The sequence below is a fragment of the Pseudomonas sp. PS01297 genome, from assembly GCF_029959305.1.
GTDB classification, from domain to species: domain Bacteria; phylum Pseudomonadota; class Gammaproteobacteria; order Pseudomonadales; family Pseudomonadaceae; genus Aquipseudomonas; species Aquipseudomonas helleri.
The window spans coordinates 37,265-60,808 of the sequence record NZ_JASCPQ010000021.1; the positions used below are offsets into that span (position 1 = coordinate 37,265).

Annotated in this window: 17 protein-coding genes; 5 read left to right on the top strand and 12 right to left on the bottom strand. The window is 61.5% G+C overall.

Annotated features, from left to right (window positions below; genetic code table 11):
• Window positions 1–82: 82 nt before the first annotated feature.
• The 8 genes from betI to QMX84_RS09165 form a co-directional block, all read right to left on the bottom strand.
• A complete protein-coding gene (betI, locus tag QMX84_RS09130) occupies window positions 83–745 on the bottom strand; it encodes a transcriptional regulator BetI (RefSeq protein ID WP_262123855.1) in 663 nt (220 codons plus the stop codon).
• A 139-nt stretch (window positions 746–884) separates the two neighbouring features.
• Entirely contained in the window at window positions 885–2,330 is a 1,446-nt protein-coding gene (locus QMX84_RS09135) for a cytosine permease (RefSeq protein ID WP_262123856.1), read from the bottom strand.
• 65 nt (window positions 2,331–2,395) lie between these two features.
• Window positions 2,396–3,580, bottom strand: a complete 1,185-nt coding sequence (locus QMX84_RS09140; RefSeq protein ID WP_262123857.1) for an iron-containing alcohol dehydrogenase — start codon at window positions 3,578–3,580, stop codon at window positions 2,396–2,398.
• Window positions 3,581–3,590: 10 nt separating this feature from the next.
• On the bottom strand, window positions 3,591–5,087 hold the full coding sequence (locus QMX84_RS09145) for an aldehyde dehydrogenase family protein (RefSeq protein ID WP_282363648.1): 1,497 nt from the start codon (window positions 5,085–5,087) through the stop codon (window positions 3,591–3,593).
• Window positions 5,088–5,401: 314 nt separating this feature from the next.
• The gene (locus QMX84_RS09150) at window positions 5,402–7,048 is read right to left on the bottom strand and encodes a CapA family protein (protein WP_282363649.1); all 1,647 of its coding nucleotides are present in this window, start codon (window positions 7,046–7,048) and stop codon (window positions 5,402–5,404) included.
• Window positions 7,049–7,099: 51 nt separating this feature from the next.
• Window positions 7,100–8,182 (bottom strand): M14 family metallopeptidase, encoded by a 1,083-nt coding sequence (locus tag QMX84_RS09155; protein WP_282363650.1) that lies wholly within the window; start codon window positions 8,180–8,182, stop codon window positions 7,100–7,102.
• 44 nt (window positions 8,183–8,226) lie between these two features.
• Complete coding sequence (locus QMX84_RS09160; RefSeq protein ID WP_123751678.1) at window positions 8,227–9,519, bottom strand: MFS transporter; 1,293 nt, start codon at window positions 9,517–9,519, stop codon at window positions 8,227–8,229.
• Between the two features lie 26 nt (window positions 9,520–9,545).
• Entirely contained in the window at window positions 9,546–11,357 is a 1,812-nt protein-coding gene (locus QMX84_RS09165; protein ID WP_282363651.1) for a DUF1302 domain-containing protein, read from the bottom strand.
• Between the two features lie 329 nt (window positions 11,358–11,686).
• On the opposite strand from QMX84_RS09165, the gene QMX84_RS09170 reads away from it, so the two are divergent.
• From QMX84_RS09170 to QMX84_RS09185, 4 genes are all read left to right on the top strand, one after another.
• Entirely contained in the window at window positions 11,687–12,790 is a 1,104-nt protein-coding gene (locus QMX84_RS09170; protein WP_282363652.1) for a helix-turn-helix domain-containing protein, read from the top strand.
• A 228-nt stretch (window positions 12,791–13,018) separates the two neighbouring features.
• Entirely contained in the window at window positions 13,019–14,056 is a 1,038-nt protein-coding gene (locus tag QMX84_RS09175; RefSeq protein ID WP_282363653.1) for a branched-chain amino acid aminotransferase, read from the top strand.
• 159 nt (window positions 14,057–14,215) lie between these two features.
• Window positions 14,216–15,277 carry a PDDEXK nuclease domain-containing protein gene (locus QMX84_RS09180; RefSeq protein ID WP_282363658.1) on the top strand — a complete coding sequence of 354 codons (1,062 nt, stop codon included), beginning with the start codon at window positions 14,216–14,218 and terminating at the stop codon, window positions 15,275–15,277.
• 160 nt (window positions 15,278–15,437) lie between these two features.
• On the top strand, window positions 15,438–16,514 hold the full coding sequence (locus QMX84_RS09185) for a sigma-54 dependent transcriptional regulator (protein WP_123751681.1): 1,077 nt from the start codon (window positions 15,438–15,440) through the stop codon (window positions 16,512–16,514).
• On the opposite strand, the gene QMX84_RS09190 is transcribed toward QMX84_RS09185, so the two are convergent.
• From QMX84_RS09190 to QMX84_RS09205, 4 genes are all read right to left on the bottom strand, one after another.
• The gene (locus QMX84_RS09190; protein ID WP_282363654.1) at window positions 16,511–17,626 is read right to left on the bottom strand and encodes an LLM class flavin-dependent oxidoreductase; all 1,116 of its coding nucleotides are present in this window, start codon (window positions 17,624–17,626) and stop codon (window positions 16,511–16,513) included. The genes QMX84_RS09185 and QMX84_RS09190 overlap by 4 nt on opposite strands.
• A 1-nt stretch (window position 17,627) precedes the next feature.
• On the bottom strand, window positions 17,628–18,644 hold the full coding sequence (locus QMX84_RS09195) for an LLM class flavin-dependent oxidoreductase (protein WP_282363655.1): 1,017 nt from the start codon (window positions 18,642–18,644) through the stop codon (window positions 17,628–17,630).
• Window positions 18,634–19,587, bottom strand: coding sequence for an LLM class flavin-dependent oxidoreductase (locus QMX84_RS09200; protein ID WP_262123866.1), 954 nt, complete (start codon window positions 19,585–19,587; stop codon window positions 18,634–18,636). The genes QMX84_RS09195 and QMX84_RS09200 overlap by 11 nt, the downstream gene beginning before the upstream one ends.
• Before the next feature lie 62 nt (window positions 19,588–19,649).
• On the bottom strand, window positions 19,650–22,085 hold the full coding sequence (locus tag QMX84_RS09205; RefSeq protein WP_282363656.1) for a TonB-dependent receptor: 2,436 nt from the start codon (window positions 22,083–22,085) through the stop codon (window positions 19,650–19,652).
• Between the two features lie 369 nt (window positions 22,086–22,454).
• Here QMX84_RS09205 and QMX84_RS09210 point away from each other — a divergent pair, with 369 nt between their 5' ends.
• Window positions 22,455–23,447, top strand: coding sequence for a P1 family peptidase (locus QMX84_RS09210; RefSeq protein ID WP_282363657.1), 993 nt, complete (start codon window positions 22,455–22,457; stop codon window positions 23,445–23,447).
• Window positions 23,448–23,544 lie beyond the last annotated feature (97 nt).

Consider the following 23,544-nt stretch of genomic DNA (forward strand, 5'->3'; position numbering starts at 1 on the left):
TTCACCCTGTAGGAGCTGACGAGGCACGAAGGCTGCGATCTTTTGATTGTAAAGATCAAAAGATCGCAGCCTGCGGCAGCTCCTACGATGTTGGAGGCATAGCGGCCAGCGGTTGGGCCGCTTTCACAAACATCTGCGCGGTAGTGATGCAGCATTTTTCGGCTTTTTTGGAGCTGAAGGCTTTGTGGTCCAGGGCCCATTCCAGCCAAAAACCGTCTATCAAGGCGGTGATGGTAAGGGCCGCGCTTTTGGCGTCGATGTGGGTGCCGTTCTCGCGGGCGATGTCGTTGAACACCGCTTCGAGTTCTTTGCGGTAGTCGGCGTAGAGTTTTTTGTTCAGCGCCCGCAACTGATCCGACGACACCGCCGCCCCCCAGAAACCCAGCCAGGTGGTGAGGATGAATTCGTTGAAGATCTGCCCCCGAAACGAGGAGCGAATAATCGCCAGCAGGCGGTCTTCGGATGAGCCGTTCTGGTTGGCCAAATATTTGCGGGTTTCTTCGCGTAGCTGGTCGGTCAGCGCCTGGTAGGTCGACAGCATCAGCTCTTCTTTGCTGGAAAAGTGATGGCCGATCAAACCAATGGAAATACCCGCCTGTGCGCAGATTCGCTCCAGCGTGCAGCCGCTGTGGCCGTACTGCGTGATGCATTGCATGGTGGCTTCGATGATCGCCTTGCGCCGCAACTCCGGGTCTATGCGGGTTCGGCGCTTTTTGAGCTCAGGCACTGCGGCGTCACCACTCATTCATCCATTCTCCGACACTAAAATCGACGCTTAAAAACAGGGCGCCAATTTAGCAACTTTTTGTCGGGCGAGTGGCAGGAATTAGTCGCGGTTGCGGTTCACGGCCCGTGGCAGGCAGTGAACCGCGTGCACGCGGTGATCAGTGGGCGGGTAAACCGGCTTCGAGGTCCTTGTCCAGATGGTCGATTTGCGACAGTTCCTGCTGGATGTTCTGCGAGCGGCACAGCCACCAGTACACCACGCCCGAAACGACCAACCCGACGATCATGCTCACGTCCGCACCGTCGAGCAGGGTGGTGACGTAGCCGGTGTACAGGCCGGTGCTGGAGAACGGCAACATGGCAACAAAGCCTGCGACGTAAGCGCCGATGCCTCGCCAGTTCCAGCGACCGTAAATGCCGTTGGGCTTGAAGATCTCGGTGATCGAGAACTTGCCGTGGCGCACCTTGTAGAAGTCCACCAAATTGATGGCCGTCCACGGGGTGAACAGGTACAGCAGGATCGCCAGGAAGTCACCGAAGTCCTTCACGAAGTTATCCGACGCGGTCATGGCGATCGCGATGGCGGTGCCGCCCACGATCAGCATCGACACGATGCGTTTGAGCAACGTCGAGGTCTGGCTTTTAACCGTGTCGGCGATGCTCAGCAGGGTGATCGAGGCACCGTAAAAGTTCTGCGCCGCACTGGTGACCAAACTGAGCACGGCCAGAATCAACAGGATCTCGCCAAAGCCGCTGAACAGCGTGTTCCCCAGCATGACCAAGCCTTTGGCCAGGTTCTGCCCAGGGCTCAAGGCCGCAGCCAGGGCGCCGATCAGCATCATCCACACACCGCCAATCATGGCGCCCATGTAGGTCCACCAGAACGACGATTTGACGCTGATATTGGCCGGTAAGTACCGCGAGTAGTCCGACACGTAAATCGCCCAGCTCAACTGGTATGCGGCGGCGACAAAGAACTGCGCAAGGAACGGCGTGGCCTTGAAGCCCGACATGCTCAATTGCTCGGCAGGCAGTTTGACGAAGAAAAACAGCCCGATGGTGAACACCACCATCACCGCGATCAGCACAAACGCGAGAAACCGCTGCACCTTGTGGAAGGTGTTGTACCCGGCAATCGCCATGACAATCGCCAGCAGCGAGAAGGTAATGGCCGAGCCGTGTTCCGGTGCGTTGAACAGCTCGTGCAGGGTTTGCCCGACCAGCAACTGGTTGAAGGCGTTGTAACCCACGTACGTGGCGATGGCCACGACATACACCAGCAGCGCGCCCAGATAGCCGAACTGCGGTCGGGACTGGATCAGTTGTGGCAGGCCCATTTGCGGGCCCTGGGTGGAATGCCCGGCCATGAACAATGTGCCGAATGCGCACCCGAAAAAGATGGCGATGGCCGACCAGAACAGGTTGGCGCCCATGCCCACACCGATGATGCCCACCGCGAGGGTGGTCAGGTGGGCTTCGCCGCAAAACCAGATCGGCCACAAGTGCCAGGCTTTGCCGTGCCGCTCGGCCAGCGGCACATAGTCGATGGAGCGTGTTTCAAGATTGAGCCGTCCTTTGGACGCAGCTTGGGTGGAGTCAGACATCGCGGTGGCACCTTTTTTATTTATTGTGGTTACACGACAAAGCAGGATTTCGGTGTGTCAGGTCATCAGTCGCGAGCGTGGTCGATGGCGTGTGCCAGCAGGGTCTTGAGTTGCTCAAGGGAGCTGTCGCGGGGGTTGGTCAAACGTGCGGGGTCGCCGAGCGACTTGGTGGCCAGCGCGTCGATGTCAGCGTGTTTCACACCCAGTTCCGCCAGGGATTTGGGGATGTTAAGGCTGTCGAGCTTGGCGCAGATGGCGGTGTAGAAGGTTTCAAAATCGGCATCGGGCAGGTCCAGCACCTGCGCCACGGGCTTGAGCCGCGGGCTGATCTCGGCCTGGTTGAAGCGCAGCACCACCGGCAAAATAATCGCGTTGGTCAGCCCGTGATGGGTGTTGTAGGTCGCGCCCACCATGTGGCTCAGCGCGTGCACCAGGCCCAGGCCCTTGAGAAAGGCCACGCCCGCCAGGCACGAACCGATGAGCATTTTGCCCCGGGCTTCGAGGTCCTGGCCTTGCTGCACGGCGGTGTCGATGGAGTGCCAGAGCAAGTCCAGCGCCTGCAACGCCGCGCCGTCGCTCAGCGGGTTAAAGGTGGGCACAAAGTAGGCTTCCAGCGCATGGATGATGGCGTCGAAACCGGTCCAGGCGGTGAGGTTGGCGGGCAGGCTGCGGGTCAGTTCCGGGTCCAGAATGACCGCTGAAGGACGCGCCAGCGGGTGCCAGACACAGCCTTTGATGCCACGTCGGGTGTCGGTGACCATGGCCGTGCTTTCGGTTTCTGCGCCGGTGCCTGCGGTGGTCGGCAGGGTGATGACCGGCGGGAAGTCTTGCGCACGAAACCCTGCGGGCACCGGCTGATCGAAGTCAAAGGCCCACAGCTCGCAACGCTTTTGGCGGGCAATCAACGCGATGGCTTTGGCGCCGTCCAGGCCGCTGCCGCCGCCCAGGGCGATGATGCCGTCGGCGTCCCAGGCCTGATAAGCCTGCGCACCGGCAACAATGGTGCTGTCGGTCGGGTTGGGCTCAATGCCGCCGTACAGGCCGCAGGCCAGGCCTGCAGCGTTCAAGGCGTGCTGCAACTCGGCCACGAACGGCAGGTTCAACGAGCCTTGGTCGGTGATGATAAAAGGCCGCGAGATACCGAATTGATTGCACAGGGCGGCCAGTTCATGACGGGCGCCGGGGCCGTATTCCATCGGCAATGGCACGGTCCACTTTTGTGGGAGTAACGCTGAAAGAGTGTTTTGCACAGGACTCACCTTAACGGCAACGCAGGATGGTGGATTTCAACTCGGTGTATTTGCTGAGCGCGTGAACCGAGTTGTCCCGGCCATTTCCCGACTCTTTAAAGCCGCCGAACGGGAAGTTCATGTCCACCAGTTCGTCATAGCAATTGACCCACACGGTGCCCGCTTTCAAACGGCGCGTGGCCGTGTGGACCGTGCTGATGTCAGACGACCAGATCGCTGCCGCGAGGCCGTATTCGGTCTGGTTGGCGATGGCGATGGCTTCGTCCAGCGTGTCGAATACAATCACCACCAATACCGGGCCGAAGATTTCTTCGTTGGCGATGCGTGCCGAGGCGTCCTTGGCCAGGAAAATCGTCGGTTCCAGGTACGCGCCCGTCCCGGCCAGTTGCAGGGTGCGGCCGCCTCGCAGCAAGGTGGCTTCTTGCCGGCCGATGTCCAGGTACTGATTGATCTGCTGGAGCTGCCCGCCGTCAATGATGGCGCCGGTGACGGTGGCAGGGTCCAGCGGGTGGCCGGGTTGGTACGCCTGCGTGGCGTGCATCAATTCGCTGAGCAGGGTGTCGGCAACGGAGCGCTGCACCAGCAGGCGAGAACCTGCGCTGCACACCTGGCCCATGTTGGCGAAAATGGCGGCGGCGGCCGAGCGGGCGGCCTGGGGGATATCCGCGCAGTCGGCCATGACGATATTGGCCGACTTGCCGCCCAGCTCCAGCCACACGCGCTTGAGGTTCGACGCGGCGGCATTTTTGGCGATTTCACGGCCCACCTTGCCCGAACCGGTGAAGGCGATGCAGTCGACATCCGCGTGCAGGCTCAAGGCCCTGCCGGTGTGCCCGTCGCCACTGAGCACGTTAAACACGCCCGCCGGGATGCCCGCTTGCAGGGCGAGCGCGGCAATGCGCAACGCGCTGAGCGGGGTCTTTTCTGAAGGCTTGAGCACCACGCTGTTGCCTGCGGCCAAGGCTGGGGCGAACTTCCAGGCGGCCATCAACAGCGGGTAGTTCCATGGCACAACGGCGGCCACAACGCCCATGGGTTGCTGGGTCACGGTGCCGAAAAACTGTGGGTCGGTGGCCGGTACTTCGCCGTGCACCTTGTCGATCAGTTCGGCAAACCAGCGCAGGCAATAAAGGGTGCCGGGCAGGTCACCGCCCAGGGTGTCAGCGATGGGTTTGCCGCTGTCCAGGGACTCCAGCAAGGCCAGTTCTTCGGTGTGTGCTTCGAGCAACTGCGCCCAGTTGAGCAGCAGCGCTTTGCGTTCACGGGCAGAAAGGTCCGACCACACCCCGGCTTCAAAACTGCGACGGGCAGCGGCCACGGCCAGGTCGACATCGGCACTGGCGCACTGCGCCACCGACGCCAGCGGCGCGCCGTCGATGGGGCTGAACGAGGTAAACGTGGCACGGTTTTGGGCATCGACATAAGCGCCATCAATAAACGCCCGGCCTTCAATGGGCAGCGTTTGGGCTTTGTCGAGCCAATAGGTTCGATCTTTTGACTCTGGCACAGCAACACCTCGATTTATTCTTGTCAGGCTGAGGCAATGCTAGGCAATACTGAAAATATCTTCAATAGTGGTTTTGCGCTTTACTGAAATTATTTTCAGTTGTTTTGTCCGTAAATACAGGCCAAAACCTACCTGTAGGAGCGAGCTTGTCTCGCGATCTTTTGAGTTTTCAAGGGGATATGACAGTTGGTGCGGCGAGAGGTTTTTTTCTGACGACACGGACCCTGTAGGAGCGAGCTTGCTCGCGAGCTTTTAAGATCAAAAGATCGCGAGCAAGCTCGCTCCTACAGATAGGTGGTTATAAGAGGAGGGCGTTACGCGTCAAAGCGCTGGGCAATGCTTGAAAGCGGCGACAGGATGTCGTTCCACACTTTGTCGCGCAGGTGCGGCAGCTGGCTTATTTCCAGCTCGGTCAGGCCAAACTCAGTCGGCCTTTCCAGCACGTCGAAGAACTTGACGATGCGGCAGTCGAAACGCTTGTTCCCCAGGTCTTGGTTGACGATATACAGCGGCAACGCCTGCAAATTGAACAGCCCGGTGGAGCCCTTCACCTTGCCGATGTTGAACTTCACGCTGTAGGCCAGTTTGGAGTTGCGGCTGTCGGGGTGGTAGCTCACAAAGTCGCCGAACGCGTAGATCACCAGCGCGTCCTGTTTGCCGGTGCGCGGGATCAACTGCGCGGGCTGGCTGACATGCGGGTGGTTGCCCAGAATCGTGTCGACGCCGCACTCAATCACCTTGTGCGCGGCATCGACGATGTTGACGTGGGGGTACATTTCGAACTCCCAGCCCCAGTGGCAGTAAGCGATGATCCAGTCCGCGCCCTTGGCCTGCGCCGCCGCGACCTGCTTTTTGATCAAGGTGTAATCAGGCGGCGGGTTTACATCGTTAAAGCGCACTTCGTTGGCCAGGTAAGACTTGCCCTCGGGCACCAAGTGGCCGTTGAGGTCAAAGGTGTAGGCCAGCAGCGCCACCTTGATGCCGTCTTTTTCAAAGATCACCACCTCGTTCTGCTCGGCTTGGCTGGCGGCCGTACCGGCATACAGCGCGCCCGACCTTTTGAGCACGTCGAGGGTGGCCAGCACGCCCGATTCGCCATAGTCCATGGCGTGGTTGGTCGCGGTGCTGAAGAAGTTGATTTTGGCCTCGTGGCGGAACTTGTCGAACATCGCCTCGGACGTGTTCATCCGCGCCGGTTCGCCGGGCTGCTGGTTACGGCCGGGCTGCTGGTTTTTATCCACTGTGGATTCGAGGTTGGCGCTGACAATGTCGGCGCTGCTGTAAAAGTCGGTGATCGCATCGAACAAGTGCTCGGTGTTCTCGGGTGTCAGCACATCCACTGCAAGCAAATCCCCGGCGCACGACACCGACACCGAAGCAATCGCGCTGTCAGCGTCCGGCGACGGGTCGGTCAGGTTGAAAAACTCTAAGCGCTGGGACGCGAAAAACGCTTCCAGCCCCGAGCCCACTTCAGCGACTTCCAGCTGATTGAACCAGTACCGATACACCCACTTGAGCTTTTCGAATGCACTGCCCGAAATGTTGTATACCCCGATTTCAGGCTGCGGGTAGTGGAACTGGTCATAGCAGATGTAGCTCGCCAACAGCACGCCAAGCCGGGCCAGGGTGCGCTTGTTCTTCAGTTGTTTAAGCGAAGGCGGCAACTCGCCAAACCCCGGATCGACAAAAATCTCATCCAGGGCGATGTCTGCGGCCGAGCCGATCAGTTCCGGTAACAGCGGCTCAACCTTGGCCCAGACCTTCAGCGGGTCATGTTGCGCCACCCAGCCAAACAGCTCACGCGCGCATTCAAGCTCTTCGGGGGTGAGCGTTTCGACCGGTTTTAACTCCCCCAGCGCTACACGCTGAAGGGTGGTGGTGATCTCATCGCCATGCTCATCAAGTGTGGTCTTGATCTGTTGCATGATCTGTCTTAACGCTTCCATCAAATATGCATTCATCCTGAATATCCTTTTTGTCTTGAGGGGTGACTCAATCGACGGCGCAGATTGCTACGTCATGGAAAGCCCTTTGAGGGTCTGTGCCGTGACGTCTCGCGCTTGTTCCAGCACGCGTCGTTTCCAGTCATCGCTATCAATGTAGAAGGCATCGCGAAGTTGTCGCTTGATTTGAGTGCGTTGGGTGTCAGAAGCCTGTGGATTGTTCTGCAACCATTGATCGGCGCGCAGTGCGTTGAGCACGGCCGGGCCGGGTTTGGTGCCGTATTCCAGGGTCAAGCCGTTGTACTGGGCCAGCGGGCACTCTTGCATCACGGCCAGGTCCAGCGTGCCGTTGAGCACGGCAGATGAAGACGAGCCGTCTTCGCTGGAGGTGACCTGCGGCCCCCACCATTCGCGCGCCCGGGCAATGTCGTTTGAGGTGGTGTGCCCTTTGTAAATACGCTCGCCCACGCCATAAGGGCCGAGCCCCGTGTGCACGTCGATCCAGCCGATGCGTTGGCAATGGCTGCCCAGGCGGCGGATGATCTGGCGCAGTTGCAGGTTGCTCCAGGTGGGTTGAGTGCCCGCAAAAAACAGACCGCGCGGGTCGATGTGCTGGCCGCTGGTGATGGCTGTTTGCAGCGCTTTAGGCCCGTGACGCAAGGCGTAACCCGCCAGCCCCAGGGTGCTGAACAGCGTCGGCGGCTGGCGCTTTGGCACGAGCCACGAGGCGAGGGCGCGGTAAGGGGAATGAACGGGCAGCGGTTGGCTGAAGTCATTGAAGTTGCGATTGAGGTCGACGTTGTCTTCGTTGACTCGGCGCAGCCAAGAGAAGCCATAAGGGTTGAGCGCGTGCAGATACAGCACGGCCACATTCTCTCGGTGGCTGTCATGCAGCCAGTTGCGGTCACGCAGGTGATCGACTTGCACCGCCGAGCCGCAAAAGCCTTCGACACCGTGGACGCCGCTGCTCACGACCAGCAAATTGGCCGCACAGGGCGAGCCTGAAAGCGCCACATCAATGGCCAGTTCTTCTCCCTCCTTACCGGCCAGCGGGTGAAGGTGAGACTCCACCTTGAGATCCGCATTGGAGCAGGCCTCAAGGAATTTTTGCCGCGCTTGGGCGTAGCTCTGTGAAAAGCAGGATAAGTCCATCAAGCAGTTCCTATGCAAAGTCGGGAGGTGTCATGACGCGCAGGCTAGGCCGGGCTGGCGGCCGGTAAACCTGCAAGGGGAGTGTTGGCATTGAGCTCGCGGCGGGTGCGCTCCGGGTCGATCAACAGCAGCCCAAGTACGCTGAAGACCAACAGGGTGATGCCAAACAGGCCGATGGCCAGTTCGAAGCCGTTCACCAGGTCGCCGTGCTGCCAGCCAATGGCTTGCCCGACCACCAGGGGCGCGAGCATGCCGGCCGTGGTCATCAAGGCGATATGAATGGCCAGCATGCTGCCGCGTTGGCGGGCCGGTGCGATGTGGGCAACGATGCTGAAACCAAACGCAGACAACAGGTTGAGCAGAATGCTGCCCAGCAAAAACAAGCCCAGCGTCACGGTCAGGGCCGTGGTGGTAAAGCCCATGACGATGTACGCCACGCCCGCAATCAGGCAGGCCAGCAGCGGTGGCACCACCATTGCCTTGCGGATGCTGGCGCCACGTTTCATGGCGCGTTGGGCAAGGCTTGAGACCAGCAGGTTGATGGCAATCACCCCCAGCGTGGTGGCAAGCACCAGGTAACCGGATTGCATCGGCGTCATGCCCAACCCTTTTTGCAGGTACGTCGGCAGCCAGCTGTAGAGCAGGGCGTTGGGCAAATAACTGCAAAAAGCGACCAGGGTGATGCAGACAAAAGTGCGGTTGAGCAACAAGCGGCCATAAGGCAGCGTCGGCAAGGCCTCGCCGTTAGCGGTTTTGGTGTCATCGTGCTGCCCTTCGCGGCCATAGAGTTGCCACAGCAGCAGCCAGATCAAGCCGATACCGGCCAGCAGCACATACCCTGTGCGCCAGCCGTAATGCTCTATCAATTTGGGCAAGGCCAGCGCCCCGGCGATGGCGCCGAGCATGATTGCCACCTGAATCAGCGCGGCCGGCAAGACCCGCTCGCGGGTGGCATACCATTTGAAGCAGGCGTGCTGGGTGACGGCGGTGCCCGGCCCGCAACCGGCACCGAGCAGCACGCGGCTGGCCAACAGGCTGATAAACGTCGTGGACAGGGCCGCGAGCAATTGCGCGGTCATCCACACCAGGGCCATGCCTGAGAGGATCCAGCGGCTGGGCATGCGGTTGGCCACAAAGCCCACCAGCACGCCGGAGATCGAATACAAAAAGAAAAACGCACTGCTGATAAAGCCGAACTGCTCGGCGGTGAGCTTGAGTTCGTCAATGATCTGCGGGCCGGCAAAGGCAAAAATGGTTTTATCCAGCACGCTGATAATGACCACGGTCATCAGCAGTGCGACCACCAGCGGGCGGCGTTTATCGGTCAATGAGTGCATGGGGATGGCCTTTTCAATTGGGGCGCTCAGAAGCGGATGCCGACACTGGCCTCAAACATGCTGCGATCGGCGACCAGGTTGTAATCGCCGCCACCGGTGTTCAGGTAGCTGACGTTGAAGGTGTAGGTTTTTTGATATTCGCCCTGTACGCCCAGCACCTGCGCGTAGCGGCCTTCGGAAAACACGCCGTCATAGGCATGCCCTTTAACGTCATAGAGCACCGCCAGCGAAGGCGTCAGATCTAGCCCCGGCAACACATTTTTATAGTGGATTTCGGCTTTGGCGCGGGTGCCCCAGGAAAACGGTGTGACAAACCCGTCCATTGAGCATTTAGCCGCCGGGCCCGTGCATTTCGCGTTCTCACCGTAGGGCGCGCTGCCAAACCCGGGGCGGCCGTAGCGGCGCTCGTCGGTGTCCGGCAGGTCATGCACATACTTGAACCCGGCTTCGGCCGACAGCTTCATGTCACCGCCCAACACGTGGCCGAACGGACGGCTGGCGCCAAGGTTGAATTGGCTGACGCGAAAGCGGTCATAGCCGGGCGCCAAATAGCCGGTCGGGGTTTTAGTCAGGTACGCAAAGGGGCCGCTGCCGCCCAGCAAACCGGTGATGAAGTCCGAGCCGTTCCAGGCAATGGGCTGGTTGGGCCGGTAGCTGTATTCGGCATAAATTCCGGTGCCGTCCGGGAGCCGGGTCTTGAAGTTAAGGGCGTACAGGCGGATGTGGGTCGCAAAGGCGCGCTGGTAATACGCGGCCACGCCGGTGGGGGTGGCCTGGCCCAGATTGGCGGCCGGAGGTGTCAGCACGCCGGGACCTGTGCGCACCACTTGGGTGATGGCATCGCGGCTGGTGTAGTCGGCGAAATACACGCCGAACATGCCGACGTTGTCCCACAAGTAGTGCAGGCCTGCGCCGTATTGGTTGTCGCTGGGCCGATGGTCCGGGCCACGGGCCACGCTGTCCAGGGGGTTATTCAGGGCCTGGCCGTCCGGGGTAAAGATCGGCCGGCCGGCCAGCGAGCTGAGGATGCTGCCGTTGAGTAAAAACTGGTTGCATCCGGGTTGCGCGTAATCGCTGGTCGACAGGAACGTGCCGCAACCGGGGTAGGCATTGGGGCGCAACTCAAACTGATTAAAAGCATCGACGCTCAGGTTGTCGGTCAGGGCCAGCTTGGCGTAAAGCGCGGGCATCGCCACGGTGCGGGCTTCGGCAATCGAGGTGCTGCGCCGGGCGGCGGCCCAGTCGAATGCGTTCACGGCCTGCAGGCCGCCGCCGATGGTGGTGGGTGTCACCCAAGGGATCGCCTGATCGCCAAGCCGGACCAACAGGTCATGCCCGCCCGGCTGGAAGTTGCCATACACATAGGCATCGTCGATGACCGCGTTGGAAAACCGCGCCAGCGAGTCGAAACCGTCATCGCTCAAGGGTTTGCCGGGGCGATAGCCGTTCGGGACGCTGCCGTAGTCCACGCCCTGGTTTTTTTGCGCGTAGTCGTACCAGCCTTTGGCGCTGACAAACACACCGAGGTTGCGGTGGCTGAGGTCGGCTTGCAGGTAGGTTTCCAGCGACGTCGACACGGCATCGCCGCGCTTGTAGTTGAGGTCGCCGTCGTTGAACAGGTTCATGCCGTATTCGGTGCTGGTCAGGCGGTGGCTCGGGTTGTCCATGCGCCGCACCGTGCCCAGTTTCACGGCACCTTTAACGGTCAGGCGGGTGTCGTCCTGCTGCCATTCAATCCCTGGGCCGAGTCCGGACCGCAGGTCACCGAACACCAGTTCGCCCCCTGATACCGGGGCTGTCATGCCTGCGCTGAGCAGCGCCGTGGAGAGTCCCGTCATGACGGGTTTGCCAGCCTTGGCCCACGCTTTTCTTATTATTGTGTTCACTGAGCACTACCTTCGTTTTGTTTTTGTGGGATGCCAGGCGTTTTCAGTCTATCGCCCAAGGTCGGGCGGTAATACGGCGAATACCGACAGCGATAGGGCCAATATCGCCAGCCAAAACACGAGGTAAACCACCCGCGCAGCGCTTGGTGTGTGCTTTGTCCGGCTGGTTTGAACTGGCAGGAATAAGGTGCGGGGCAGGGGCGGCAAGTGCCGCTGGCAGACAAGGCACAGAGGTAAAGCTAATATCGCCAACAATAAGTCCAATATCGCCGGGTTAGCCCATGAACGTCCGTATTGATTTGCTCCATGGCCCGCACAGCATGGCCGGGACGCTGTTCAGCGTTATCGATATTCTGCGCACCTTCAACACGCTCTGGCAGATGCGTAACCCCGACAAGCGCGGGGCGTTCTTTCATTGGCGGCTTATTGATGCGGCGGGTAATGAACTGCAGCTGCCCGACTGGATGACGGCCATGCAGTCGCCTGCCGGGGGGCGCAAAACCTTGCGGCCCTCGCAAACGGCGCTGTTTGTCCCGGGCGTGCAGATGAAAAGCGTCCCCGACCTCAACCATGTGCTCGACCAATCTAGCGAAGAGCTGAACTGCATCGCCCGCTACCACTCCCAGGGCCGGGTGATTGCGGCCAGCTTCAACGGCCCGGTGATGTTGGCGCGCGCCGGGGTGCTCAATGGTCGGCGCGCCACGGTCACGTGGATGATTGCCAACTGGTTTGCGTCCAGCTTCCCCGCCGTGCAGATGGCGATGGAAGGCCCGGTTGTGGTGGATGGTCCGGTTTTTACTGCCGGGGCACCGGCGGCGGTCTGCGACCTGGTGGTTGAACTGATTCGCCATTTCGCGGGCGAAGAAATGGCGCAGATTGCGACCAACGGGCTGCTCTATCACCCCATGCGTTTTGAACAGTCGGGCCTGAACTTTCCCGGCATCTCGGTGAAAACCCGCGACAGTGTGGTGTTTCGCGCCAAGCACTGGCTACAGCAGCATATTCAGACGCCCTACAGCCTTGAGCGCGTGGCCCAGGCCGCGACCGCCAGCCCGCGTACCTTGTTGCGCCATTTCAAGGAAGTCGAAGGCATGACCCCGCTGGACTACCTGCACCGCCTGCGGGTAGAGCGGGCCAAACAGCTGCTGGAAGTGACGCTGATCGACCTGACTGAGGTTATGGAGTATTGCGGCTACCAGGATGCCAGTGCCTTCCGCCGCCTGTTTCGGCGCGCCACCGGGGTCACGCCCTCTGAATATCGGCGCCGCTACACCATGCGTGTTTCCAGCCGTTGGTGGCGCGCCGATGAACCGGGTGCCGATGAGCGGGCAGATGACCTGATCAAGTCATTGGGAATTGAACCGGGCGACAACGCGGGCCATTGATGGCCTTCAGCTCCCATCGAGACACTTGCCTAACCGGTTTTTCCGTGCAATAAAAATGGCCACTTTGGTTCGCCTTCAGGGCTTAACGCGACGAACCGCACGTTATTTTTCGCAAATACTGAATGACCCCGGTGCGCTGGCCGTAAGTGGCTGGCACACTGGCCCGTGATAAAGGCATCGACCTTGCCGATGCCGCATAACCTGCCAAGAACAGCTTTCGAGGTAATCATGTCTGTCCCGAGTATCGACTGGAGCACATTGGGCTTCAATTACATCAAAACCGACTATCGCTACCTGTCTCGCTGGAGCGACGACAAATGGGACAACGGCGTTCTGACTGAAGACAACGTGCTGCACATCAGCGAAGGGTCCACCGCCCTGCACTATGGGCAACAGTGCTTCGAAGGCCTGAAGGCCTATCGCTGCAAAGACGGGTCGATCAACTTGTTCCGCCCGGATCAAAACGCCCTGCGCATGCAACGCAGCTGCGACCGTTTGATGATGCCGCATGTGTCGGTTGAGCAGTTCATCGACGCGTGTACCCAGGTGGTCAAAGCCAACGAGCAGTTCATCCCGCCGTACGGTTCGGGTGGCGCGCTGTACTTGCGTCCATTCGTGATTGGCGTGGGCGACAACATCGGCGTGCGCACGGCCCCTGAATTCATTTTCAGCGTGTTCTGCATCCCGGTGGGTCCGTACTTCAAAGGCGGCATGAAGCCTTGCAACTTCATGATCTCCGACTACGACCGCGCCGCGCCAAATGGCACCGGTGCTGCCAAAGTGGGTGGCAACTACGCGGCCAGCCTGCTGCCGGGTTCCGAAGCCAAAAAGGCCGGTTTTGCAGATTGCATCTACCTGGACCCGCTGACCCACACCCACATTGAAGAAGTCGGCTCGGCCAACTTCTTTGCCATCACCGAAGACAATCAATTCGTCACCCCGCGTTCGGCCTCGGTACTGCCGGGCATCACGCGCTTGTCGTTGATTGCACTGGCCAAAGAGCGTCTGGGCCTGACCGTGGTTGAAGGCGATGTACGCGTAGACGAGCTGGACCGCTTCACCGAAGCGGGCGCGTGCGGCACCGCTGCCGTCATCACCCCGATTGGTGGCATCCAGTACCGCGACAAACTGCACGTCTTCCACAGCGAGACAGAAGTAGGTCCGGTGACACAACGTCTGTACAACGAACTCACCGGCATCCAGTCCGGCGACGTCGAAGCCCCGGCTGGCTGGATCGTCAAGGTCCCAGGCTCGCAACAGGCTTAAACACGCCTGCCCCGCATTGCCTCGCGATCGTTTAAAAGATCGCGAGGCAAGCTCGCTCCTACAGGGGCTATGTATCCCTTCTTGTCGCGCAAGATCATTTGGCTGCAACGGTGCAGAGCTGAGTACAGCTGCCCGAATACGCCAAGAGGAAGTCAAACCATGAGCGACGCTCCCGCTAGCCTGACCACACCGCCTGAAGGCTATGGCGAGTGGTTGGTCGATCTGAAAGGCCGCATCCATATCGCCCAGCAACGCGCCACTTTGGCGGTAAACCGGGAATTGGTGCTGCTTTATTGGCAGATCGGTCGCGACATTCTGGCCCGGCAAGCTGATCAAGGCTGGGGGGCCAAAGTGATTGAGCGCTTGGCACATGACTTGCGCGCCGCGTTTCCTGAGATGAAAGGGTTTTCCCGGGCCAATTTGATGTATATGCGTGCTTTTGCTGACGCTTGGCCAGATTCTGCAATTGTCCAACAGGCTGTTGGACAATTGCCTTGGGGTCATAACCTCGTGTTGCTGACCAAGCTGAAAGCCCCAGAACAGCGTCTGGCCTATGCGAACAGTGCGATTGCCAACGGCTGGTCGCGCAATGTGCTGAACATTCATATTGAAACCCGCCTTCTGGAGCGCAGTGGTGCGGCAGTCACTAACTTCGATGCCAGATTGCCTAAAGCTCATTCAGACCTAGCGCGTGAGTCGCTGAAAGATCCCTATTGTTTTGATTTCCTGGGGCTTCGAGAAGAAGCACAAGAGCGCGAAATCGAACACGCCTTGGTCAAACACGTCACCGAGTTCTTGCTGGAGCTTGGGGCAGGCTTTGCCTTTGTTGGGCGGCAGGTGTTGCTGGATGTCGGGGGCGATGAGTTCTTCATCGATTTGCTGTTCTATCACCTCAAGCTGCGCTGTTATGTGGTGATTGAGCTCAAGGCCGGCAAGTTTAAGCCTGAGCATCTGGGGCAGCTCGGTTTTTATATGACGGCAGTGGATCGCCAGATCAAAGGCGAGCATGACACGCCCACCATCGGTCTTTTGCTTTGCAAGAGCAAAAACAAGATCGTGGCTGAATATGCGTTAGGCGATAAAGCCCAGCCCATGGGCATTGCGGAATACAAGTTGCTCGAGTCGCTACCGGCCGAATTGCAAACCAGCCTGCCGAGCATCGAGCAGATTGAACGTGAACTGGCTGGCGATGGTTCACTCGCACAGGACGAGCTTCGGTGATGTACGCGTCGCTGTTTTTAGATGGCGGCGTCAGAGTTATCCCTTATCGGCAATATCCAGAAAAGTTTGGTCGTAATTCTTTTTAAGTATTTCTGGCTATAACCCGCGCTCGGTAAAGTATCGCTACCTTCGATCGTTACCTACGCTGGAATTCCTTGCCATGAGCGGCCCCCTGGGACATTCGACCCCGATTTTGACGTTCCCTCAGGGTGAAAAGGACCCCCTGTCTATCCGGGCCAAGGCCCTGGTGTTTGCCGACCCGCGTTCGCGCCAGTTGCTGGATTTTTTGCAGCAGGTGGGGCCGAGTGAGGTGCCGGTGTTGATCAATGGCGAAACCGGTACCGGCAAGGAGCTGGTTGCCCGTTATTTGCACGCGGCCAGTGGCCGGCGTGGCGCCTTTGTTGCGGTTAACTGCGGGGCGATCAGTGAGACCCTCGCCGAGAGCGAGTTTTTCGGCCACGAAGCGGGGGCCTTTTCTGGTGCCACCGGGCGGCGCGCGGGCTGGTTCGAAGAGGCCGATGGCGGCACGCTGTTTCTCGATGAAATTGGTGATCTGCCGCTGCCGTTGCAGGTCAAGCTGCTGCGCGTGTTGCAGGAGCAGGAGGTGGTGCGCGTCGGCTCGCGCAAGCCGGTGAAGATTGATGTACGGCTGGTGACCGCCACCAACGTCGATCTGGAACAAGCGGTGGAGGCGGGTAATTTCCGTCTCGATTTGTTTTACCGGGTCAACGTTGCCCAAGTCTCGGTGTTGCCGCTGCGGGAGCGCCCGCTGGACATCCTGCCGCTGGTGGAGCACTTCCGCCGTCTTTACAGCGCGCGCTTGAAAATCAATGAACCGATGCTCTCCGAATCCGCGACGCAAGCGCTGCTGGATTACCCGTGGCCGGGCAATATTCGTGAGCTGGAAAACGTCGTGCACCTGGCCTTGCTGGTGGCCGGTGACAAGCCGATCCGCCCGGAGCACCTGAAGTTTTCAGGCGGGCTCAGCGTGGCCAAGGCCGGAGCGAGTACGGTGAGCAAGCTGCCGCAAGAGGTGATGCGTGAGCAGTTGCTGCGTTTGTTCGAGGTGCCGGGGGACACGCTGCTGCATGACATTGAAGACTTGATCGTGCGCGAGGCCTTTGCCTTTTGCGGTTTCAACCAGTTGCGCACCGCCGCGCTGCTGGGCATCACCCGTAATGCCATGCGCACGCTGCTGGTCAATCACGGGATGCTCAAGGGGCGCGCACCGAGCTAAGTGCGGCCGATGCGTCGTAACAGTGGCAGCAACTCCGCGCCCTGGTGGATGGCCTCTTCCAGGTGCGGAAAGCCCGACAGCACAAAACACTCCACGCCCAGTTGGTAGTACTCCTCGATGCGCTGGGCGACGTGCTCATAGCTGCCCACCAGCGCAGTACCCGCACCGCCACGCACCAGTCCGACACCGGCCCAGAGGTTGGCCGACACTTCCAGTTCCCGCGCGCGCCGCCCGCGCCCTTTGACCAGCCCGGTCTGGCGGGACTGGCCTACCGACTCATACGCCGCCATCTGTAACTGCGCCCGTTCGATGGCCTCTTTGGGGATCTCTTCCAGCAACCGTTCGACGTGCGCCCAGGCCTCATCGTCGGTGGGGGCGGCGAACACGTGCACACGCAGGCCAAAGCGCAGAGTGCGCCCGCGGGCAGCGGCGCGTTCGCGCATGTGCAGGATGCGTTCAGCGATCATCGCCGGGGGCTCGCACCACATCAGATAGGTTTGCGCATGGGCCGCGCCGACCTGTTCGGCGGCCTGCGAAGCGCCACCAAAATAGATGGCGGGCGCCGGTGCCTGGGGCGCGATGGGGGCGCCGCCTGCGCTGCGGTAATAGCGCCCGTGATAGGGCTGGTTGCGACCGCTCCACACGGACTGGAACACTTCAAGAAACTCGGCGGTGCGTGCATAGCGCTCGTCATGCTCCAGAAAATCCCCCAGCGAGCGCTGCTCAAACCGGCTCGAACCGCTGACCACATGCAAATCCAGACGCCCGTCGCTGAGCAACTGCAAGGTGGCAGCACGGTGGGCGCTGTAGGCGGGCAGTTCGAGGCCGGGGCGCACGGTCAGCAAAAAGCGCAGGCGGCGTACTTCCTGAGCCAGCACGGCGGTGATCAACCAAGGGTCTTCGAAGCCGCTGGCGGTCGGCACCATGATGCCGTCGAAGTCACCGAGTTCGGCCGCCCGCACCACTTGGCGCAGGTAGTCGAGGGTGGGCGCGCGCTCGCCCTGCTGGAACAGCCCGACACTGGGCAGGCCGCTGCTGGTCAGGTGGCGGCCGTCGCCGTTGGTGGGCAGGAACCAGTCAATCTCGATGGCTCCGTTAGCGGGTGTGGGCATGTCAGGCGTTCTCCTTGCGCAGGCCCTGAGCTGCCAGCAGGGGCAGGACCTGTTCACCAAAGCGCAGCACGTCGCTGACCGACGGCTGGCACTGAATCACGATATGTTCGATACCCAGGCCATGCAGTTCTTGCAGGCGGGTGGCGAGTTGTTGCGGGGTGCCAATCAGGTACGCCGGTTGCCCCGGCGCCGTTTGCAGCAGATTGGGATGGACCTCGAAATGGCGCAGCGGGTGGCCACCGCGTTGCAGGCGCAGCACGCTGTCAGCTTCGCTGGTTGGGGCGGCCGGTAACGCTGGCAGTTGCCGGGCGGCGGCCTCCCAGGCCTGCGCTTCGGTGTCGCCGAGGATCAGCCCGAAGGTGCAGGCAAACGCGAGCGGTGTTGACGGCTCGGGGCTGGCGGCGCGTTGGCGCTCGATGGCCTGGCGCAACTGTGCAGGCGCCGCCGCCCGCAACAGGCAAACCTGTGCCTGGCTGGCAATCAGCGCCGGGTTCTGGCTGTCGTTGAGGACGATGGCCGGGGCGGGCAAATCGCGGCGGGCATAACCGGCGTTTTCCAGTTGGAAGTAGCGGCCGCTGTAAGTGAAACCACCGTCGCCGCCGCGTAACAGGCGCCCGAGGATGTCGAGGTATTCACCGATGCTTTCGCTGCGCTGGTCACGGTTGAGCCAGTCGTCGAAGGTGTGGCGTGCGGTGCTCTGCTGGCTGTCCGGCAGGTGCAGGCGCACGCGGTTGGCGCTGATCGATTGCAGGCTTTGCACGGTGCTGGCCAGCGCGGCGGGGAGCATCACTTGCGGCGGCACGCTGACCGTCAGTTGCAGGTGGCGAGTGTGTGCGCACAGCGCGGCGGCCACGCCCAGGCTGTCGGCACACTGGGAGCCGCCGGGTATCCACAGGCCATCAACGCCTGCGTATTCGACGGCCTGAGCCAACTGAATCCAGTGCCCTGGCTGCGCCGTCCAGTCGGGCGCCGCGCCCGCTGTGCAGAGCGGCAGTTGCCAACTGAATTCAAGAGGCATGGGCAGGTTCCGTAACGGGGTGGACGCTGGCGCTGAAACGGTTGCTCGGTCGCGGCAGGCCCAAGTGCTCGCGCAGGGTGCTGCCGCTGTAGCTGTGGCGCAACAGCCCGCGGTGTTGCAGCAATGGAATCATATGCTCAACGAAGGTGTCGATGGCGTCGGGCGCGTCGGTGAACAGCAGATTAAAACCATCGCAGGCGCGGGTCTGGAACCCGTTTTCTAAGTGCTCGGCGATGTCATTGGGCGTGCCGTCCAGCGGGTTGATCGTGGCCAGAATCTTGAGGTGTTCAGGGTTGCGGCCCAAGGCAGCGGCACGCTGTTTGATGTCGTGATAGAAGGCTTGGGCAGCGGGCAGGTCGCAGTGCCCGGCGATGATCACGTCGGCCACACGGATGGCCAAGGCTGTGTCGGCCTCTGATGCAATGGTGTGCACCCGCAGCGGGTGGCCTTGCGGCGGGCGGGCGACGTTCAGCGGGCCGCGCACCGAGAAATGCTCGCCCTTGTGATTGAGGGTGTGCAGTTTGCCGGGGTCAAAATAGCGACCGCTGGCTTTGTCACGGATAAAAGCGTCGTCGTCCCAGCTGTCCCACAGGCCATTCACCAGATCGTGGCGTTCGTTTGCGCGTTGGCTTGACGGCTCGCTGGCCACGCCCCAGGCGGCGCGGCCGTTGGACAGGTGGTCGAGGGAGGCGAGTTTACGGGCGATGTGGTACGGCTCGGTGTCGTGCGGGCTGGCGATGAGGCCGATGTGCTCGGTGACGGCGGCCAGCGCCGACATCAAGGTTAGCGACTCAAACTGTTCGGGCGGCTCGGTGAAGCTCAGGGCAGCGAATGTGCCGCGCTCGGCGCTGCGGGCGAGGGCCTTGAGGCGCTCGAAGTCCGGGCGACGGGTGTTGGCGGTGAAACAGGCACCCAGTATCAGTGGGTCGGTACGGCGGGTCATGACAGCCTCCGTGCAAGTGTTCGGCAAAGCCCTGCCGCCACTGGGGGCGGCAGGGCGATGGATCAGAAGTTGTACGTCACGCCGGTGTACCAGTAGCCGCCGGTGGTGCCGTACGGCGAGAAGTTGCCGTACGGGAAGGCGCCCGAGCTGCTCGGCAGGTTTGTGCGTTCCGGGTAGATGTTGAACAGGTTGTTGGCGCCCGCCGTCAGGGTCAGGCTGGAGGTCAGGTGGTAGTCCACGTTGAGGTCGGTGATCCAGGCTGGCGAGAACGTGCGGTCGTAAATCTCGGCGGTGCCGTACTGGGTGTACTCGCCGTAGCGGGTCAGGTTGAGGCCGATATCAAACTTGTTGATGGTCCAGGTGGTGCCCAGAATCAGCTTGGACTCCGGGTTACCGTGCTTGAGGTTGCCCTGGCGCTGACGGTTGTAGCCGCCGTCCGGGCCGAGGGTGGCCTGGGCCAGGGGCGAGGCGTGGATGTCATCAATTTCAGTGGTGTTCCAGTTAAAGCCCAGGGTGTAGCGCAGGTTGCCGTAGGCGCCCAGGTTCTGGCGGTAGTCACCGATCAGGTCGATGCCGCGGGTGGTGGTGTCCAGTGCGTTGGTGAAGTAAGTCACCGCCTGGTTGGTCGGCAGCCCGGCGGCGCCGAGGATGGCGTCGATTTGCGGCGTGCCGCCGAGGTAGCCGGTCTGGTCGATGCGGTCCTTGATTTTGATCTGGTAGGCATCAAGGGTGATGCTGGTGGCATCGGTCGGTTGCAGGGTCAGGCCGAGGGCGAAGTTGGTGGATTTCTCCGGTTTGAGGGTGGTGGCCCCCAGGGCTTTGGCCACTTCAGAGTCGACGGCCACGTTGCGGTAGTTGAACAGGTTGCCGTTGACGCTGGTCTGCGAGGTGGAGCTGTAGATCTGCTGGGCCAGCGAAGGCGCACGGAAACCGGTGCTGACGCTGCCGCGCACGGCGAGGATCGGCGTCAACTGATAGCGGGTGGCGATTTTGCCGTTGGTGGTGGTGCCCGAGCCGTCGTTGTAATGCTCGTAACGACCGGCCAGATCGACGTGCCATTTGTCGGTCAGGTCCTGACCGATCTCGCCATAAGCCGCCAGGCTGGTGCGGCCTTTTTGGTCGGCGTCGGCAGGTGTGGTGCCGGCACCGGAGATAGTCCCCGGCGCAATCGGGTTGCCGCTGACGCCTGTGTCAAACGGGCCGCTGGCGTAAGAGGCGTAGTCGCCCTTGCCGATTTTGTAGTTCTCGTAGCGTTGTTCCAGGCCCCATGAAATCTGCGTCGGTTTGGCCAGGCCAAAGTCGAAGGCGCGGGTCAGGTCAAGGTTGTTGGTCCACTGGCTGAAGGTCTTCACCCCGGTATCGACTGAGGTCGGCGAATCAGGCCCGTAGCTCAGGTTGTAGGTGTGGCGCAGGGTGGCTTCGGCGTGGTCCTGGCCGTACGTGCTGGACAGGTCGTAGTCCCAACCGGCGACGGTGCCTTTGCCACCGAAGGCCACCTGGAAGTCGTTTTCGATAAAGCGCAGGGTGTCTTCGATCCCTTCCGGGAACGGCGTAGCAATGCCGTCAAAGCTGGCGGGCTGGTGGAAGGCCAGGGGCTTTTCCGAGTTGCGCCGGGTGTAGGTCGAGAACGAGTACAGGGTCAGGTCATCGCTGACTGGCAGCTCGGCGTTGTAGCCCAAACTGAAGTTGCGCGCCTCGGGCAGGCCGGTGCCGTAATAGGTGTGCTCCAGGCTGGTGTTGCCCGCGCTGTCGGTGTACGGGGCTTTGTCGGAGCGGTCGGAGATTTTCTGGTGCCGTACGTCCAGGCCAAAGTTGATGAAGCCGTCATTGGGCAGGGCAAGGCCGACGTCGCCGGTCTGGCGGATGGTTTCGCCGTCACCGTTTTGGTAGTTCTGGCCGTAGGTGGTTTTCAGGCTGCCACCGTGGTCGGTCTGTTTGAGGACGATGTTGATCACCCCGGCGATGGCATCCGAGCCGTATTGGGCCGAGGCGCCGTCACGCAGGATCTCGACATGATCGATCAGTGCGGTGGGGATCATGTCGAGGTCGACCGGCTGCGAGCCGGAGTTCAGCGACGTGCCGTTGTTGAGCAGGGCGCTGTTGTGGCGGCGCTTGCCGTTGACCAGCACCAGCACCTGGTCGCCGTTCAAGCCGCGCAGGCTGATGGGCCGCACCACCGACGCGGAACCGTAGCCGGACGACGCCGGCAGGTTGATGGACGGCAGCACGCGGTTCAGGGCGCGGGTCAGGTCAGGCTCGCCGGTGGCCAGTAACTGCTGGGACGAGATCACGTCCACCGGCGCGGTGCTTTCGGCCAGGGTGCGGGCCTGGCCACGGTTGCCGACCACCACGACGGCGTCCAGCGGGTTGTCGGAAGTGCTCTCGGCGGCCAGCAGCGGGCTTGCGGCCGTCGCGGCTTCGCACACCGCAAGAAACAACAGGCTGCGGGCGAAGGTCTTGCGCGGCTGGCGTAAACCAGTAGTGCGTGAAGAAGTCATGGTACGAAGGCTCCAGTGTGTTCCCCGGTTCGCGCCCTGCTGGGTGGCCAACCTTGTTGGGTAAGGCGACGGCATTGGCGTCGCAAAATAGTGGTCAGTAGCGGCTTGTTGCGGATGCTCTGGGGCATCAGTCTCAAGCTCTGGTGCAAAGGCCTTGAGCAAGGGCTGTGCCATTGTTGAAAAGCCTTTGTTAACAACGGCTTGCAGGGCGGCTGTGAGCGGGGTTGGTGTTTTTGTAGCAATGCCCGATCAGGGTGTTGTTTTTTCTACAGGGGCAGTGGGCGGCAAACCGGCTGTTGACGGCGCTAGCGGCTTTGGCACATCACTTGCTCCACATCGGGTACCACCACCTTTTCAGGAAGCGATTTAATGCCTCATCCCGGACCCCGCAACTTGCTCACCGACATCCCCGGCCTGCTGGTCGGCCACGCCATCGATGAGCGTGTCGACACGGGCGTCACGGTGATCCGCACCGAGCGCCCGTGGACCGCCAGCGTCGACATTCGTGGCGGCGGCCCGGGCGGGCGCGAGTCGGCGGCGCTGGAGCCGGAGAACATGGTCGGGCAGTTGCATGCGCTGGTGTTCTCTGGCGGCTCGGTGTTTGGCTTGGGTGCTGCGGATGCGGTGACGGCGGCGTTGTCGGTGCAAGGTGTTGGCCTGCATTTGAAGGCGGGCGCACCGGCCATCCCCATCGTCCCGGCTGCCGTGTTGCACGACCTGTCCAATGACGGCGACAAGGACTGGGGGCTTGAGCCGCCTTATCGTCGCCTGGGGTTTGAGGCGCTGGACAACTGCGCTGAAGATTTCGACCTGGGGGCGGCAGGCGCGGGGCGGGGCGCCATGGCGGGCGTGCTGCAGGGCGGTTTGGGCTCGGCCTCGCTGGACCTAGGCGACGGCCTTGTGGTTGCCGCGCTGGTGGTGGCCAACCCGATTGGTTCGGTGTACATGCCCGATGGCGAAACCTTCTGGGCATGGCCGTGGGAAATCGCCGGCGAGGCGGGCGGTGCGCGGCCGCAGGGCGAACAGGACTGCAATGACCCGATGCCTGAACTGTCGCGGCTCGACGCCATGGGCCGCCTGCAAGCCGGTGCCAACACCACGCTGGTGGTGGTCGCCAGCACCGCGCAGATGAGCACCGCCGATTGCAAACGCGTGGCCATCATGGCCCAGGACGGCATCGCCATGGCGGTGCGCCCGGCACACCTGCCGTTCGATGGCGACACCGTGTTCGCCCTGGCCAGCGGCGAGGTTGAACTGAGCGCTGGCGCCCGCCGTCAGGTTGATATTGGCCGTATCGGCTCGGCGGCCGCCACCTGCGTGGCCCGCGCCATCGCCCGCGGCGTGTACCAAGCCCGCCGTTGAAACACCCAAATCTGTGGGAGCGGGCTTGCTCGCGATCGGATCAACGTGATCTGGCAGAGATACCGAGTCGTCTGCATCGCGAGCAAGCCCGCGCCCA